Here is a 17,095-nt window from a genome sequence, read left to right as displayed (position 1 = left end):
CAGGCTGCACTTTCTCTTTCCAGAAGGATGCCGCTTCATGCCCCAGGACATCACCAACGCCGCCCGCGTTCAAGGCCGCTTCCACACCCAGATGGCGCAGCGTCAACGGGCGACTGCACCCGCGCAGCGCCCATTCCAGGGGCTGACCGGACGTGGTCCGCTGCATGTCCGCAACCGCTATGACTGCGTTGTGGCCGGTCTGCTGCTCAGCGCGGCGTTGTCCCAACTGCGCATGCCCGGCAACCCCGCGACTGACGCCGGCGCGCAGCCGCGCGCCGCCGGACGATCGCAATCCTCGCTGCACAACGTAGGCAACCGGGCAGTCCAGCACGTTCCGTCTGCCGCTCACTGGCCCCCGGGTGCCCACGCACTGGCCATTCCGATGGGCATGGACTGGATTGGCGGGTTGGCAGAACTGCTGGGCACGCAGATCAGCGCCGAACAGGCCGCACTGGAACTGGACATCGCCGCGATTGCCGACGCCACCCGCACCGCCCAGGCACGCCCGGGCAGCATCGTCGCCAGGCGTGAAGCGACCAACCGTGCGCGGCTGGACACCATCGCCGGACAATTTGAGAACGACGGGTTTGCGGTTGAAAGGCAACCGTTCAACCTCACCACGCACACGTTGTTCAGCCACCCGTACCGTACCAGCGGGCAGAACCTGCTGGTCACGCTGTGCGGTCGTGGGCCGGTGCAACGCACCTTGATGGTGCTCGCCCATGGCGACGTGGCGGGTGCCGAGATCGGCTCCACCGGCAGTCTCGACAATGGCGTCGGGGTCGGCCTGCTGCTGGCCCTGGCGCGGCACCTCGACCACACCGGGCTGCCAGACGGCACCCGCGTACAACTGCTGGTGACCGACAAGGAAGAGGCCGGTTTGAAGGGCGCTAAAGCCTATGTGCGTGATTGCCAGTCCGCTGCGGCTTGCCCGGATGTGGCGCTGAATCTGAACATTCTGGGCTACGGCAATGGCATCAGCGTGTCCGGATCGGCCGACCATGCGGGGTTTGGTGATGGCGATTCGCCTTTCGCCAACGGCACTGCGACGGTGACACCTGCCGAGGCACAGCTGGAGCGACTGCTGCGCGAGGCGGCCGCCGACGTTGGCATGCAGGTGCACGCCACACCCGGCTGGACGCTGCAGTCCGACCACGTGGCCTTCCAGCGCGCCGGTCTGGCCGCACTGGGCGTGAGCGGGATGCACGAGGCCGACGGCGCGCCCGAGCGCGCACTGCAGGTGGCGCGTGCCCGCTACCTGCAGGCCGAAGCGCGCGTCACCCCAAGCCGATACGACGCTTACCTGGCGGGCACCTTGAACCAGACCGAATCGATTGCCATGGCGCGTGATATCCAGGCGTCCGACACCGCCGCGCTGGAATACCAGGCGCTACCGCAGTCGCAGCGGCAGCGGCGCATCCACACCGCTGCCGATCAACCTGAGCACGTGGATATCCGCCAGGCGCTGGCCACACTCGATGTGGTGCGTCGCACGGTGGACGCGTGGCTGGCGCTTCCCTCAAGGCACGCGCATTTTTACGCAGATTCCGATGTCCCTGCGTGAGCCCTGTCGGCAACGTATGCACGTTCGCTTCTCTTCCAACCTGATGAGGTCACCATGCGCATTTCCCATGTTGATGCAGCACGCCGCAGCCAAGGCACCTTCGAGCGCAGGACCGGTGGCGTACAGCCCGGCCAGCATCACAACGCATTGGGTCGCTTCGGCCCGCGCCCGACACCGCTGCAGGTGCGCAATGCGCTGCAGCTGTTCGCTTGCCTGCAGGTCATCGGGCCCGCCTTGCGGCTGGCGCGGCCTGCGCTCCCTGCGCCAGCACAGGGCATGCCTGGCGGCGTGCAGGCGCTGCCCGGCGCACCGGACTATCAGATGCTGATGGAGCCGCAGGTGCCTGCACCTTCGCCATTGTCCAGTTCGTTGCACGCCCTGGGTAACGGAGCACTGGGAGTGTGCGTAGTGCAGCCACGGCAGTGCGGCAGCGCCCTGCTGAGCACAGGCGTTGGAATCGGCCTCAGCATGGCAGGCAGCGCCATCGCCGGGTTCGGGCTGGGCCGCCTCACCGCCATGGACACCACACCTGCGCCAGCCAACGAAGCGCCGATGTCGCCGCAAGCCCTGCGCGCCGACGACGTGCTGGCGCTGCTGCCGCCGCAGGCGCAGACCGACGTGCTGGAGATCGTGCGCGACTGCAGCGGTGCCGAGACCTGCGCCACGCCACGCATCCACGATGTGCTGGCGCGCCTGCCCGCCGTCCAGCAGCGCGCCCTGCAGTGCCTGATGTCGGAATCGCAGCTGCCGGTATTGCCGGTTGAACCCGACGCCAGCAGCTGGCCGCCGGGTGCGCAGGCGCAGATGCCGGCCATGGACTGGATGGTGCAGGCGGCCGAACTGCTGGGGGCACTGGACCACGCCGAGCAACTTCAGCTGCAACTGGATGTGGAGCAGATCAGCCAGGCCACCCTGGACGCCAAACACCACGCTGCGGTGAATCGTCTTGGTCGCCGTTTCGATCCCGCCTATGAGCGCCACATCAACCAGGCGCGCATGGACGCAATCCGCGACCGGTTCCAGCAGGACGGCTTTCAGCTGCAGGAACAGGCCTTCCTGATCAACGCCACCACCGACCTGGGCGAGCCCGGCCTTCACAACGGCCGCAACCTGTGGCTGCAGATGGACGGCCCCGGCCCGGCCGAACGCACCTTGATGCTGATGGCGCACGGCGACGTCGCCGGCATTGCGTCACGGTCCAGCGGTGCCTGGGAAAACGCCTCGGGCGTGGCCGGGGTGCTCGCGCTGCTGCGTCGATTCCGCAACGACGGCCTACCGGCCGGTGCCCGGGTGCAGGTGTTGATCACCGACCTGCAGCAGCGCGGCATGATCGGAGCCAAGGCGTTCGTGCAGCAGTGCCTGGTGGACGGCACGTGTCCGGATCTGGCAGTGAATCTGGATCGCCTGGGCTGGGGCAACGCACTCGCGCTCAGCGGAACCGATCGCCATGCGCTGGTCAGTGAGGCGGCCGAGTTTCCCGAACAGCGAAACGCACGCGCGGTGGGCGCATTGGAAGCCCGTTTCGCCGAGCAGATGCGCCTGGCTGCGCCGCGCTACGGCCTGCGCTTGCCCGACACCGCGAACTGGCGGCTGCCGTCAGACCAGGTCGCGCTGCAACGCGAAGGTGTGGCCGCGCTGGGCGTCACGCAAAGCACGGATCGCGAAATGGAACACGACGTACGCTTCTTCGAGGCACGCGAGCACATGCTGGCTGCCGAAGCGGCCGTGGACTGGGCGCGCTACCCGGAGTACAACGCGCGTCAGCTTGATCCCCAGGAGCAACAGACCTTCCGCCGTCAGCTGGATGCCTGGCGCACTGCACGCGACGACTTCGGCGCGGTAGGACTCCCCCGTGCGATGCGCGTTCCCAACAGCGCTGAAGACCAGCCGGACCAGGTCGATGCGCGCACCGCAATGCGCGTGGTGGATACCGTGCATGCAGCCGCACAGGTCTGGCTGCGCCAGCCGGCGGCCTGACCGGACTACACCATGCGCAGCGACATCATCAGCCAGCATCGTCGGTCACAAGGGCATTTCGAACGCGCGTTGGGCGCTCGCCAGCCGCTCCCGCGGCATGGCGGGGCACATCGATTCGCAGGGCGTCCCCCGGAGCTGCACATACGCAATGTCGGCCAGGCCATCACCGTCGGCCTGCTGCTGGGCACGGTGCTTCCCGGAGCGCGGGCCAGCATGCCGGGCAACGGCTACACCGCGGTCAACCTCGACCCGCCGCTTCAGGCCGCCAGCACAGCAGCGGCAGGCTGTCTGGCACGCCCGGCAAACTGCCCGCAACTGCTGGTTGGAGCGAGTCTGGTCGCCGTCGGCAGCCTGACGGCAGGCGCGTGGATCGGCTGGCAGGCGCGTGATCAGCATGCCGGGGGCGTGCCCTCCGATACACCCTTACCCGGCCCCTGCGTTGCGGCGCTCTCGGCAGCAGCGCAAGGATCCCAGGCGGCGCAGCACCAGCGCAATCAGACTGCATCGCTGGACGCGCCCGCCATGCTGGGCTTCCGGCCCTCTCAACTGGATCCCGCGCGTGATCCCTGCGTGTCGCTGTACGACCACGTCAACGCTCGCTGGGCGAACAGCACCGTGCTGGCGGACAACCAGAGCCGCTGGCACATCTCCAACGTGCTGGAACAGCGCGGGCGCAGCCAGCAGCGTGCGCTGGCCGAGCAGCTGGCCACCCTGCCCGCGCCCACGCCTGCGCAACGGGTGGTGGCCGACCTGTGGACCAGCGGCATGGACGAAAGCCACATCAACAGTGACCGCCTGCGTCCGCTGCGCGGCGAGCTGGCCGCCATCGATGCATTGAACTCGCCGCAGGACATCGAGAAGCACCTTCAGCAGCTCACCCTCAAAGGTCGCAACCCGGTGTTCGGCCTGGTTGTCGAACCCGACATGGGCAACCGCAGCACCCAGATCGCCTATGCATACCAGGGCGGGCTGGGACTGCCGTCCGCCGCGCACTACCTGTCCTCGCGCCAGCCAACGCTGCACCGTGACTACCGCACCTACATCGCCGCACTGCTGGAACTGTCGGGCGTACCGGCCGACCAGGCGCACAACGATGCGCTGGCGGTGTTCGCGCTGGAACAGCGCCTGGCAGCCGCATCCACGTCCCGGGCCGAGCTGCGCGACAATCTTGCCGAAACCTACAACCCGGTGAATGCTTCCAAGGCCGACGCGCTCACCCCGAACTTCCGCTGGAGTGGATTGTTCGCGGCCCTGGGCGTGGATCCGGCCGTGCGCTTCTCGCTGGCCACGCCGGGGTTCCACCGTGAGGTCAGCGCCGCCCTGGCCGATACCGACCCGGCGGTCTGGCGCGCCTATCTGCGCTTCCACTGCCTGGACACGGCCAGCCCCCATCTGGATGACCGCTTCGTGCAGACCATGCACGACTTCCAGCAGCGCCTGCTGGGCGTGAACCAGACCCTGGCACCGCGCTGGCAGCGGGTGCTGGGCAGCATCGATGCCTACGCCGGTGACGCCATGGGCGAGGTCTACGTCGGCGCGCACTTCCCTGCGGACGTGCGTGGGCGGATCCATCAGATGGTTGAACAGATGCGTACGGTGTTGAAGCGGCGGCTGGGTACCGCGCTGTGGCTGGATCCGGAAACCCGGGTCACCGCGCAGGCCAAGGCCGACCTGCTCAACCCGCGCATCGGCCATCCTGACCAGTGGCCGGACTGGTCGGAACTGCGTACCGAGCGCTGCGGTTATCTGCGCAACCTGCGGCTGCTGCGGGCGTTCCAGCAGCGCGCGGACCTGGCGCGGATTGGACAACCGCTGGACGGCCAGCGCTGGCGGATCAGCGCGCATTCGGTGAACGCGTACTTTGATGTGATGAACAACGACATGGGTTTTCCGGCCGGGCTGCTGCAGCCGCCGATCTTCGACCCGGAGGCCGATGACGCCCTCAACTACGGGGCCATCGGGGTGATCATCGGCCATGAAATGAGCCATGCCTTTTCTGTCGAAACCAGCCAGTTCGCGCTCAACGGGCAGCTGCAGCACTGGTGGAGCGAGGACGACCGTGCGCGCTATCGGGACCTATCGCGCCGCTTCGCCGCGCAGTACGACGAGCAGCGCATTGATGGGTTGCCGGTCAACGGCACGCTGACCGCGAACGAGAACATGGCTGATCTGGGCGGGCTGATGCTGGCGCTGGAGGCGCTGCGTGAGCAGTGCGGGGCCACCACCGACCCGATGATCGACGGACTCAGCCGCGAGCAGCGCTTCTTCATCAGCTGGGCGCATACCAACCGCCGGTTGCAGACGCCACAGCGGCTGCGCCTGGAACTGGCCGCCAACCCCCACAGCTTCGGTGCGCCGCGCACCGATGTCGCGGCGTCCAACCTGCCAGCGTATGCGGAGGCGTTCAACTGCACGCCCGGGAGCGCGATGGCGCGTTCTGGCGAACAGCAAGTAGCCTACCTGTAGGCCGCGCAGGCATACTCGGCACGGAGCAGGAACAGGGGGTTCCTGCCCACATCAAGGATCGACCATGCATTCTGCCGTACGCACCACCTTTGCAGGCCTGTTGCTGTCGTTCGCGGGCACGGCGCTGGCCGATACCGGGACCCTGTTCGTGCAGGTTGAACGATTGCAATCGGATGTACCGCTCAGCAAGACCGTCATGGAGGACGTCCGCGTGGGCGGCGTCACCTGGGGCGTACAGGGCAAACAGCTGGTACTGGTCCAGGCCGACCCGCGCTATGTCGATTACGATTATGGCTTCACTACGCGATTTGGCCACTCACATTCCGTGCAGCTGCCGGCAGGTGAGTACCAGCTGACCGTGGTGGGACTTGAGCCTCGCCAGAGTTACAGCACGGACAAACAGATGAACCGGGCAGCGTTTGTCACCCAGAACATCCGCACCGTGCGCGTGGAATCCGGCAAGACCACCCAGCTGCACATCGAGCCGTTGATCCTGGACGAGGACGCCGTACGGCCCTTCGTCCCCACCCTGCTGACCCTGCTTACCGATCCGGATGTATCGCTGGAACAGACCCGGAAGGCCGCGCGGCCGACCGCCATCAGCCTGCGCGACCAGAACTCGATTGCGTGGCCGGACTATCACGGGCCATTGAAGTTCATTCCGCGCTGAGGCTGATGTAGAGCGGGGCTTGCCCCGCTCAGCCGGGCAAGCCCGGCTCTACGGTCTACCTAGCCGGGCAAGCCCGGCTCTACGGTCTGCCTAGCCGGGCAAGCCCGGCTCTACGGTCGGCGGAAGTCCCATCAGCCTTTGGCGAAGATCAGCTTGCCTTCGGCGGCGTCCACCTTGATCACATCACCGGTGGCGAAGTCACCCGACAGGATGCGCTGCGCCAGCGGGTTCTCCAGCTGCGCCTGGATGGCACGCTTGAGCGGCCGCGCGCCATAGATCGGGTCGAAGCCCACATTGCCCAGCAACCCGAACGCGTCGTCGCTGACCTCGATGCGCAGGCCACGTTCGGCCAGCCGCTTCTCCAGGCCGTGCATCTGGATGCGCGCGATCTGCTTGATCTGCGCCTTGTCCAGCGGGTGGAACACCACGATGTCGTCCAGCCGGTTGATGAACTCCGGACGGAAGTGCGCCTGCACCACGCCCATCACCGCCGCCTTCATCTGCGTGTAGGCCTCCGGGCTGTCGTCGCTGCTCATGTCCTGGATCTGATGGGAGCCCAGGTTGGAGGTCATCACGATGACGGTGTTGCGGAAGTCCACGGTGCGGCCCTGGCCATCGGTCAGGCGGCCGTCGTCCAGCACCTGCAGCAGGATGTTGAACACATCGGTGTGCGCCTTCTCCACCTCATCCAGCAGGATCAGCGAATACGGCCGGCGGCGGACCGCCTCGGTCAGGTAACCACCTTCCTCGTAGCCCACGTAACCCGGGGGCGCACCGATCAGGCGCGCCACGCTGTGCTTCTCCATGAACTCGCTCATGTCGATGCGGATCATCGCGTCGCTGCTGTCGAACAGGAATTCGGCCAGCGACTTGCACAGCTCGGTCTTGCCCACACCGGTAGGGCCGAGGAACAGGAAGGAGCCACTCGGGCGGTTCGGATCGGACAAACCCGCGCGCGAACGCCGCACCGCGTCGGAGACGACCTTGATCGCCTCTTCCTGGCCGACCACGCGCTCGTGCAGCACATCTTCCATGCGCAGCAGCTTCTCGCGTTCGCCTTCCAGCATGCGGTTGACCGGAATGCCGGTCCAGCGTGAGACCACTTCGGCGATCTCCTCGGCGGTCACCCGGTCCTGGACCAGCTTGAACTCGGTGGCTTCGGCTTCCTGCGCGGCGGCCAGCTGCTTTTCCAGCTGCGGCAGCTGCCCGTACTGCAGCTCGCTCATGCGGCCGAAGTCCTGGCGGCGCTGGGCCGATTCCAGCTCCAGCTTCACCTGCTCGATCTGTTCCTTGATCTTGGTCGTGCCCTGCAGCGCGGCCTTCTCCGACTTCCAGATTTCATCCAGATCGGAGAATTCCCGCTCCAGCGCATCGATGTCGGTTTCCAGATCGACCAGGCGCTGGCGCGAGGCGTCGTCTTTTTCCTTCTTCAGCATCTCGCGCTGGATCTTGAGCTGGATCAGCCGGCGTTCCATGCGGTCCAGTTCCTCCGGCTTGGAGTCGATCTCCATGCGGATGCGCGAGGCGGCTTCGTCCATCAGATCGATGGCCTTGTCCGGCAGCTGGCGGTCGGCAATGTAGCGGTGCGACAAGGTCGCGGCCGCGACGATCGCCGGGTCGGTGATCTCCACGCCGTGGTGCACGGCGTACTTTTCCTTCAACCCACGCAGGATGGCAATGGTGTCCTCCACGCTGGGCTCGCCCACGAACACCTTCTGGAAGCGGCGTTCCAGCGCGGCGTCCTTTTCGATGTACTTGCGGTACTCATCCAGCGTGGTCGCGCCGACGCAGTGCAGTTCGCCACGAGCCAGCGCCGGCTTGAGCATGTTGCCGGCGTCCATCGCACCGTCGGCCTTGCCCGCGCCGACCATGGTGTGCAGTTCGTCGATGAACAGGATGATCTGGCCTTCGCTCTTGGCCAGGTCGTTGAGCACGCCCTTCAGGCGCTCTTCGAACTCGCCGCGGAACTTGGCCCCGGCGATCAGCGCGCCCATGTCCAGCGACAGCACGCGCTTGCCGCGCAGGCCTTCGGGCACTTCGTCGTTGATGATGCGCTGGGCCAGGCCTTCCACGATCGCGGTCTTGCCCACGCCGGGTTCGCCGATCAGCACCGGGTTGTTCTTGGTCCGGCGCTGCAGCACCTGGATGGTGCGGCGGATCTCCTCGTCACGGCCGATCACCGGGTCGAGCTTGCCACTCTCGGCGCGCGCGGTCAGGTCGATGGTGTATTTCTCCAGCGCCTGGCGCTGGTCTTCGGCGTTTTCCGACTGCACGCTTTCACCGCCACGGATCTTGTCGATGGCCGCGTCAACGCGGGCCTTGTCGGCACCGGCGGCGCGCAGCGCCATGCCGAGGGTGCCACTGTCTTCCAGCGCGGCCAGCACGAACCACTCGCTGGCAATGAAGGCATCGCCGTGCTGCTGGGCCAGCTTGTCGGTGGCGTTGAGCAGGCGATTGAGGTCGTTGCCCATCGACAGGTTGCCGGCCTGGCCGGTCACCTTGGGCAGGGCGTCCAGCGCCTCGGTCAGGCGCTCGCGCAGCACCGGCACGTTGACGCCGGCCTGTGACAGCAGCGGGCGGGTGCTGCCGCCCTGCTGGTCGAGCAGCGCGGTGAACACGTGCACCGGTTCAAGGATGGAGTGGTCGCGGCCCACGGCCAGCGACTGCGCGTCGGCCAGTGCCTGCTGGAAACGCGAGGTGAGCTTGTCCATTCGCATGGGGGATCCTCTTCAAGGTAATGGCCAGCGTCGCCGGCCGTATCAGATGTACCGGATATGCGGTTGCCGCGAAGTGATTCAAGACAGTGACGAGCGCACGCCCTCATCGTTTGTGACCCTATTCACACTCCGCCGCGGGGGTGTGTTGCCACCGTGGGGACGCGTCGCTCACAGCGGCTTTCGGCCGGCGACGGGAAGCTGGAACCCCCTTCAAGGAGCCCCCGCATGCACTACCAGCTTTACTACTGGACCGGCATCCAGGGCCGGGGCGAGTTCATCCGCCTTGCGCTGGAAGACGCCGGTGCCTCCTATACCGACATGGCACGCGAACACGGCGACGAGGTCATGACCCCCTTCCTGGAGTGCAGCAAGGAGGGGCTGCAGCCGTTTGCGCCGCCCTTCCTGGTCAGTGGGCGGCAGGTGATCGCGCAGGTCGCGGCGATCCTCGATCACCTTGGTCCAGAACTGCAGCTGGTGCCCGAGGCCGCGTCACGGCGCATGCAGGCCCTGCAGCTGCAGCTGACCATCGCCGATCTGGTCGCCGAGGTGCACGACACGCACCACCCGATTGCCGGCTCGAAGTATTACGAGGACCAGAAATCCGAGGCCAAGGCGCGGGCGACGTCTATGCGTGCCGAGCGCCTGCCGAAGTTCCTGGGCTGGTTCGAGCAGGTGCTGGAAGCGAACGGTGGGCTGCATCCGCTGCGCGAGCATTCGTATGTGGATCTGTCGCTGTTCCAGCTGATCAGCGGGCTGACCTACATGTTCCCGCGCCGCATGCAGGCACTGCGCGGTGAGTTGCCGTTGCTGCATGCGCTGCACGACCGGGTGCAGCGGCGGCCGAATGTGGCCGCCTATCTGGCGTCGGAGCGGCGGTTGGCGTTCAACACCAACGGAATATTCCGGTATTACCCGGAGTTGGATGGCGAACGGTAGTGCCGGCCGCTGCACGGCTACTGTAGAGCCGGGCTTGCCCGGCTGTCGTTGAACCCTGCAGAGCAGCCGGGCAAGCCCGGCTCTACAAGTCAGGCGTCGCGAGTGTGTTCGGTGCGTTGCAGCGACAGCAGGGCCAACAGTGCGGCCAACGCCACATACGCCCCGGTGAACTGCCAGCTGATCAGCTTCGGCAACCCTTCCAGCGTCCACGGCAGATAGATGCCGCCACGCGGATCCACCGAGTGGATCAACCCGAACAGGGTCAGCGCGGCAGCCACCAGCAGAATGCCGGACGCACGCAGCAGCTTGCCGTCGATCATCGCCACCACCGCGGCGATCCACAGCATCGAGGTGATGATGAAGCCGTTGCCCAGGGTGAAGATCACCGCCAGTTCCGGCAGGCCATGCCCATCCAGCGTAGTGGTCATCGCCACCAGCTGTTCCGGCGCGATCCAGCCCGGTGCCTTGATCGCCAGCAGGTAGGCCACCGAAGGCAGGAAGCCGAGCACCATCGCGCCGGCGTGCTCGCGCGGCGTGGCCTGGAAGGCCTGGGTGGTGATGTCGATGGCGACGTACACGATGATCGGGGCCAGCACCGCCAGCGGCAGCCACTGCACCAGCCCGGAGATCACCCCGAGCATGCCGCCGATGCCAACGAACAGGCCGGTGAGCAGGGTGTAACCGCTGCGCGCGCCCATGTGTTTGTAGGCCGGCTGGCCGATATACGGCGTGGTCTGCGCCACACCGCCGCACAGACCCGCCACCAGCGTGGCCACCGCCTCCACCAGCAGGATGTCGCGGGTGCGGTAGTCATCGCCTGCCGCGCGTGCGCTTTCAGAGACATTGATGCCGCCCACCACCATCAGCAGCCCGAACGGCAGCAGCAGCGGCAGGTAGGTCATGGCGGTGGGCAGGCCCTCGATGAAGCCCAGCGTCGGCCACGGCAACACTACTTGCGGCGGCGTCCACTCCGGTACCTTGAAGCCCGGTGCGCCCAGCCCCGCCAGGCCCAGTCCGTAATACAGCACGGTGCCGAACACGAACGCCACCAGCACGCCCGGGGCGCGGATCGGCAACTTGCGCTTGGCCACCAGCACGTACAGCAGCAGGCCCAGGGTGACGAAGCCCACCACCGGCGAACGCAGGGTTTCCAGCAACGGCAGGAACCCCATCAGCACGATCGCGATGCCGGCAATCGAGCCCAGCAGCGACGCACGCGGCAGCGCGCGGGTCACCGCTTCGCCGAAGAACGACAGGATGATCTTCAGCACCCCCATGATCACCAGCGAGGCCATGCCCAGCTGCCAGGTGGCGATGGCCGCGTCGTGGGGGGCCAGCCCCTGCGCCTTGAACGCCAGGAACGCCGGGCCCAGCACCAGCAGGGCCATGCCGATGCTGGTCGGCGCATCCAGCCCCAGCGGCATCGCGGTCACATCGTCGCGCCCCGTGCGTGCGGCCAGACGCCGTGCCATCCAGGTGTACAGCACGTTGCCGACCAGCACGCCGAAGGCGGTACCCGGGAACATGCGCCCGAACACCACGTCGGCCGGGAACTGGAAAATGCCGACCAGCGCCATGGCGATGAAGCCCAGGATCGACAGGTTGTCGACCACCAGGCCGAAGAAGCCGTTCAAGTCACCGGCGACGAACCAGCGTGGACGTCCGGAGACGGAGGGGGATGCGGACATGCGGGCAGCTGCGGGGGTGGGGGGTACCCGATGGTAGGGCTTCGCTGCCGTCAACAACAGGTACGCACGTGGAACACCGGGTAGCGCCGGCCGTTGGCCGGCCCATGGACCGCCTGGGCCGGCCAACGGCCGGCGCTACCGGGTCCCAGACCCCGCAGATCAGGGTTTATTGAGGAAATTGTTCGCCAACAGATCCCGCACATCCCGCACCCGCCCGCTCAGCACCGCCTTGGCCGCATACAGCGCGGTACCGGCCACCTGCTTGGCCTCCACCTGCGGCGGCATCACCAGCTCGGTGGGGCTGGTGTGCACGTCCAGCAGCGCCGGTCCCGGGTGCGCCAGCACATCCTGCACGGCCTGTTCCAGCTCCTCGCTGCGGGTCACGGTGCGGCCGTAGAAGCCGATGACCTCGGCCAGGCGGCCGAAATCGGGGTTCTTCAGATCGGTGTAGTTGTCCAGCAGCCCTTCCACCTTCTGCTCCAGCTCGACGAAGTTCAACGAGCTGTTGTTGTAGACCACCACCTTGATCGGGAGATTCTCCTGCACCGCTGTGAGCAGATCACCCAGCAGCATGGCAATGCCACCATCGCCGGACAGCGAGATCACCTGGCGGCCTGGGAACGCCTTCTGCAGGCCCAGCGCCTGCGGCATCGCATTGGCCATCGTGCCGTGCAGCAGGCTTGTCAGGGTGCGGCGGCGGCCGTTGGCGCGGATGTGGCGCAGGATCCAGACCATCGGTGAGCCACCGTCGGCGGTGAACAGCGCATCGTCGTTGGCATGCCGGTCGATCAGCGCGGTCAGATGCTGCGGATGGATCAGCGTGCCCTCCCCCGGCTGCTCTTCTTCGGCGCGGGTTGCCAGCGCCTTGTCGCGGCGCGCGATGCACTCCTCCAGGAAACTGCGGTCCTCTCGTGGTGGCAGCAGCGGCAACAGAGCCTCCAGCGTGGGGCCGATGTCGCCCACCACGCCCAGCTGCACCGGGTGGCGGCGGCCCAGGTGGCTGCCGTCACGGTCCACCTGGATCAGCGTGGCCTTGTCCGGGTAATACTGGCCCCAGGCGAAATCGGCCCCCAGCAGCAACAGCGTGTCGCAGGCCATCAACGTGTGGAATCCCGATTCGATGCCGAAGATGCCGGTCATGCCCATGTTGTACGGGTTGTCGTACTCCACGAAGTCCTTGGCCCGCGAGGTGTGCGCGATGGGAGCCTTCAAGCGCTCGCCCAGCGCCACCAGCGCATCATGCGCGTGTTCGCAGCCTGCACCGGCGTAGATGCCGATGCGCTTTCCTTCGGCAATCAGCCCGGCGATACGCTGCAGCTCGTCGTCGCTGGGGCGCAGCACGGGCCGGGTGACGTGCACGCCGAAGGGCACGTCGTGCTTTACTTCGGCCTCGCTGATGTCGGCCGGCAGGATCACCACCGCCACGCCGCGGCGGCTGATCGCCGCCTGGCAGGCCAGCGCCACCACGCGGCGCGCCTGTTCCGGGCTGTGCACCTGCTCGCAGAACACGCTGCAGCTGGCATACACCGCCTTGAAGTCCACTTCCTGCGGGAACTCCATGCCCAGTTCGGCGGTGACGATCTGGCTGGCGATCAACACCAGCGGCGCGCGGTTGCGGTTGCTTTCAAAGATGCCGTTGATGAAATGCAGGCTGCCCGGCCCACAGGAGCCGGCACACGCGGTCAGCTGCCCGCTGATCAGCGAATCGGCCCCGGCGGCAAACGCGGCCACCTCTTCATGGCGCACGTGCACCCAGTCGATGTCGCTGCGATGGATGGCATCGGTGACGTGATTGAGGGTGTCGCCGACGATTCCGTAACAGTGGCGCACACCGGCCGCCTGCAGGGTTTCAACGACAATTTCGGCAACGCGCTTGCTCATGACAGGACATCCACAGTTCCGGGGGAAGCTGCAGCCTAGTCCTGCGCAGGTGACACCGGCGTGCGAAAACACGCCGGTTCATACCTATGTATGTGCCTCTTAAAACGAAACCTCCACCGCTTGCTGCGCCCACAACACGCTCTGGTGTCCGGTGGCCTGCTTCCACGCCAGACGGATCGCCTCGATGTCGGCGCGGCGCTGCGGGGTGTTTTCATGCAGCACCACCAGCACCTTGGTGCGCAGGCGATTGGGCTCCTTCGCACCACGGAACAGCCACTGGCCGTAGGCATCGAACACGGTCAAGCCATCCGGGAAACGTGGCGTGACCTGCTTGTCGAGGAATTCGCGCCACTGCGTTTCGGTGATCGCATCAGTCTGCTTGCGTTCGGATGCCCCGCTCTCTTCGCCCACGCCGAAGTACAGCTCACTGCGCACCCAGCCTGCGGCGGCATCCGGGCGTGCGGCATCGCCCTGCAGGGTGGCGGTGACGGCGGCGGGTTCGGCCGGCCGGGTCGTCGGGCCCGATGCGGTTGCGCAGCCGGTGGCGGTGAGGATGAGGGCGAGCAGCAGGGTGTGGGGTTTCATGGATATTCCGGAGCAGGGGGGCAATAACGAATCGTCATGACGGGCGTGGCCCGTCACTACCTTGCGGTGCAGCATCACACGGGGATAATATATCGCTTCATCCGGATGGATGTAAATGAAACTATCCAGATCCCCCTGCCCCCGTCGTTCTGCTGGAGTTCGCATGTCCCGCCCGTCCGCGTCACGCCTTGGCCTTGCCATTGCCCTGGTCCTCTCCGCTCCCCTGCTGGCCCAGGACCTTCACGCGCAGGACGCGCCGGCTTCGGCCACCACCCTGGACACGGTGATCGTCACCGGCACCCGCGCCATTGACCGCACGGTGCTGGAATCCACCTCGCCGGTGGACGTGCTTACCGCCGAGGACATCCGCAAGGCTGGCGTCGTCAACGGCGAGCTCGGCAGCGCGCTGCAGACGCTGCTGCCGTCGTTCAACTTCCCGCGCCAGTCCAACTCCGGCGGTGCCGACCATGTGCGCGCCGCGCAGCTGCGCGGTCTCTCCCCGGACCAGGTGCTGGTGTTGGTGAACGGCAAGCGCCGCCACACCAGCGCGCTGGTCAACACCGACAGCAAGATCGGCAAGGGCACCACGCCGGTGGACTTCAACTCGATTCCGGTCAGCGCGATCTCGCGCATCGAAGTGCTGCGCGACGGCGCCGGCGCGCTGTATGGCTCCGACGCGGTGGCCGGCGTGATCAACGTGATCCTGGACAACGCGCCTGAAGGCGGCGCGATTGAAGCCAGCTTTGGCGCGCACCATACCGACCTCAAGCCGATCGACCGCACCCTCACCGATGGCCAGACCAGCTTCTTCAGCGCCAAGGTCGGCACCGGGCTCGGCGACAACGGTGGCTTCCTGCGTGTGGGCCTGGAACTGAAGAACCGCGAAGGCACCAACCGCGCCGGCTTCGACCAGATTCCGCCGTGGGACCAGAGCGACGCCAATCTGGCCCTGCAGGGCCAGCGCAACTACGTGCTGGGCGATGGCAAGACCAAGGATCTGAACGCCTGGATCAACAGCGAACTGCCGCTCGGCGAAACCTCGAAGTTCTATTTCTTCAGCACCTTCAACCAGCGCGACAGTGAAGGCGCGAACTACTTCCGCTACCCCGACAGCGACGCCAACTGGCAGGAGATCTATCCGAACGGCTACCGCCCGATCTCCGAAGGCGAGAACCGGGACGTGCAGGCGGTGGCCGGTGCGAAGGGCCAGTGGGGCGAGTGGAACTACGACGCCAGCCTGGACTACGGCTTCAACACCTTCACCTACCGCCTGCGCGATTCGCTGAACGCGTCGCTGGGCCCGACCAGCCCGACCCGCTTCAAGACCGGCGACTACCGCAATGAACTGACCGTGGGCAACTTCGACCTGGGCCGGGTGTTCACCCAGGGCAACAACAGCCACAGCCTGGGCCTGGGCCTGGAAGCGCGTCGTGACCATTATCAGACCCGCCCAGGCGACCCGGCCAGCTACGCCGCCGGCCCTTACACCGACCGCCCAACCGGCTCGCAGGCCGGTGGTGGCTTGACCCCGCAGGACGCGACTTCGCTGTCGCGCGATGTCGCCAGCGCCTATGCCAGCCTGTCCAGCACCTTTGGCGACCACTTCAGCAGCGACCTGGCCGCACGCTATGAGCACAGCGACGACTACGGCGGCGAGCTGACCGGCAAGCTCGGCCTGCGCTATGAGTTCACCCCGGCGTTCGCGCTGCGCGGTGCGATCTCCAACAACTTCCGTGCGCCGTCGCTGGCGCAGATCGGCTATGAATCCACCTCCACCGGCTACAACGCCGCCGGTCAGCTGGTGCAGGGCCGCACGCTGTCGGTGAACAACCCGATTGCCCGTGGCCTGGGTGCCACCGACCTGAAGCCGGAAAAGTCGATCAACACCAGCCTGGGCTTCACCAGCCGCATCGGCGACCACTTCGATGTGTCGCTGGACTTCTACCAGATCGACATTGACGACCGCATTGCGCTGTCCGAAAGCATCACCGGCGATGCACTGACCGACTATGTGCAGCAGCAGTTCGGCGTGGCCGGTCTGCAGAGCGCCAGCTTCTTCGTCAATGCCGCCGACACCCGCACCCGCGGCGCGGAACTGGTGAGCAACTGGCGGCAGTCGCTGGGCGGCGGTGAGCTGGTGCTGACCGGCACCTATGCCTACAACAAGACCACCCTGAAGAACGTGCTGGCCACGCCGGCCAATCTGCTCGCACTGGACCCGGATTACGTGCTGTTCGGCGTGGAAGAAACCAACACGCTGACCGATGCCACCCCGCGCACGCGCGGTTCGCTGGCCGCGGCCTGGACGAATGACCGCTGGGCGCTGAACAGCCGCCTGACCCGCTACGGCAGCGCCACGCGGGTGTTCAACTTTGGTGACGGCTTCATTCCGCGCCAGACCTATGGCGCCGAGTGGCAGCTGGATGCGGAAGTGGAGTTCAAGATCACCCCGCAGTGGAGCGTGGCGCTGGGTGGGCAGAACCTGACCGACAACTACTCGGATCTTTCCAACGAGGACATCTACTACTACGGCAACCTGCCGTATGACGTGTTGTCGCCGATTGGAAGCAATGGTGCCTACTATTACGGGCGCGTGCGGTATACGTTCTGA

General features: G+C 66.5%; 10 protein-coding genes. 6 read left to right on the top strand and 4 right to left on the bottom strand.

Annotated features, from left to right (window positions below; all coding sequences use genetic code 11):
* The first annotated feature begins 37 nt into the window (after positions 1-37).
* The 4 genes from RT551_RS02195 to RT551_RS02180 all read left to right on the top strand — a co-directional run bounded on the left by RT551_RS02195 (position 38) and on the right by RT551_RS02180 (position 6,677).
* Positions 38-1,564: a M28 family peptidase gene (locus tag RT551_RS02195; protein ID WP_313455408.1), complete on the top strand. Its 1,527-nt coding sequence runs from the start codon at positions 38-40 to the stop codon at positions 1,562-1,564.
* Positions 1,565-1,618: 54 nt separating this feature from the next.
* The gene (locus tag RT551_RS02190; RefSeq protein ID WP_313455407.1) at positions 1,619-3,541 is read left to right on the top strand and encodes a M28 family peptidase; all 1,923 of its coding nucleotides are present in this window, start codon (positions 1,619-1,621) and stop codon (positions 3,539-3,541) included.
* Positions 3,542-3,553: 12 nt separating this feature from the next.
* Positions 3,554-6,007 carry a M13 family metallopeptidase gene (locus RT551_RS02185; RefSeq protein ID WP_313455405.1) on the top strand — a complete coding sequence of 818 codons (2,454 nt, stop codon included), beginning with the start codon at positions 3,554-3,556 and terminating at the stop codon, positions 6,005-6,007.
* Positions 6,008-6,071: 64 nt separating this feature from the next.
* Complete coding sequence (locus tag RT551_RS02180; protein WP_313455403.1) at positions 6,072-6,677, top strand: hypothetical protein; 606 nt, start codon at positions 6,072-6,074, stop codon at positions 6,675-6,677.
* A 131-nt stretch (positions 6,678-6,808) separates the two neighbouring features.
* On the opposite strand, the gene clpB is transcribed toward RT551_RS02180, so the two are convergent.
* Entirely contained in the window at positions 6,809-9,394 is a 2,586-nt protein-coding gene (clpB, locus tag RT551_RS02175) for an ATP-dependent chaperone ClpB (protein WP_313455402.1), read from the bottom strand.
* A 225-nt stretch (positions 9,395-9,619) separates the two neighbouring features.
* On the opposite strand from clpB, the gene RT551_RS02170 reads away from it, so the two are divergent.
* Positions 9,620-10,330: a glutathione S-transferase gene (locus RT551_RS02170; protein ID WP_313455401.1), complete on the top strand. Its 711-nt coding sequence runs from the start codon at positions 9,620-9,622 to the stop codon at positions 10,328-10,330.
* An 89-nt stretch (positions 10,331-10,419) separates the two neighbouring features.
* Here the strand turns inward: RT551_RS02170 and RT551_RS02165 are convergent, their stop codons facing one another.
* The 3 genes from RT551_RS02165 to RT551_RS02155 all read right to left on the bottom strand — a co-directional run bounded on the left by RT551_RS02165 (position 10,420) and on the right by RT551_RS02155 (position 14,484).
* Positions 10,420-12,018: a hypothetical protein gene (locus RT551_RS02165; protein WP_313455399.1), complete on the bottom strand. Its 1,599-nt coding sequence runs from the start codon at positions 12,016-12,018 to the stop codon at positions 10,420-10,422.
* 159 nt (positions 12,019-12,177) lie between these two features.
* Entirely contained in the window at positions 12,178-13,899 is a 1,722-nt protein-coding gene (locus RT551_RS02160; protein ID WP_313455398.1) for a thiamine pyrophosphate-dependent enzyme, read from the bottom strand.
* A 99-nt stretch (positions 13,900-13,998) separates the two neighbouring features.
* Positions 13,999-14,484: a DUF3574 domain-containing protein gene (locus RT551_RS02155; RefSeq protein WP_313455396.1), complete on the bottom strand. Its 486-nt coding sequence runs from the start codon at positions 14,482-14,484 to the stop codon at positions 13,999-14,001.
* 163 nt (positions 14,485-14,647) lie between these two features.
* Between RT551_RS02155 and RT551_RS02150 the strand changes: the two genes are divergently transcribed.
* Positions 14,648-17,095 carry a TonB-dependent receptor gene (locus RT551_RS02150; RefSeq protein ID WP_313455395.1) on the top strand — a complete coding sequence of 816 codons (2,448 nt, stop codon included), beginning with the start codon at positions 14,648-14,650 and terminating at the stop codon, positions 17,093-17,095.

Source organism: Stenotrophomonas sp. (genome assembly GCF_032103445.1).
Taxonomy (GTDB): Bacteria; Pseudomonadota; Gammaproteobacteria; order Xanthomonadales; family Xanthomonadaceae; genus Stenotrophomonas.
The sequence above is the reverse complement of the archived record's forward strand: the minus strand, read 5'-3'. Positions and strand labels throughout refer to the sequence as shown.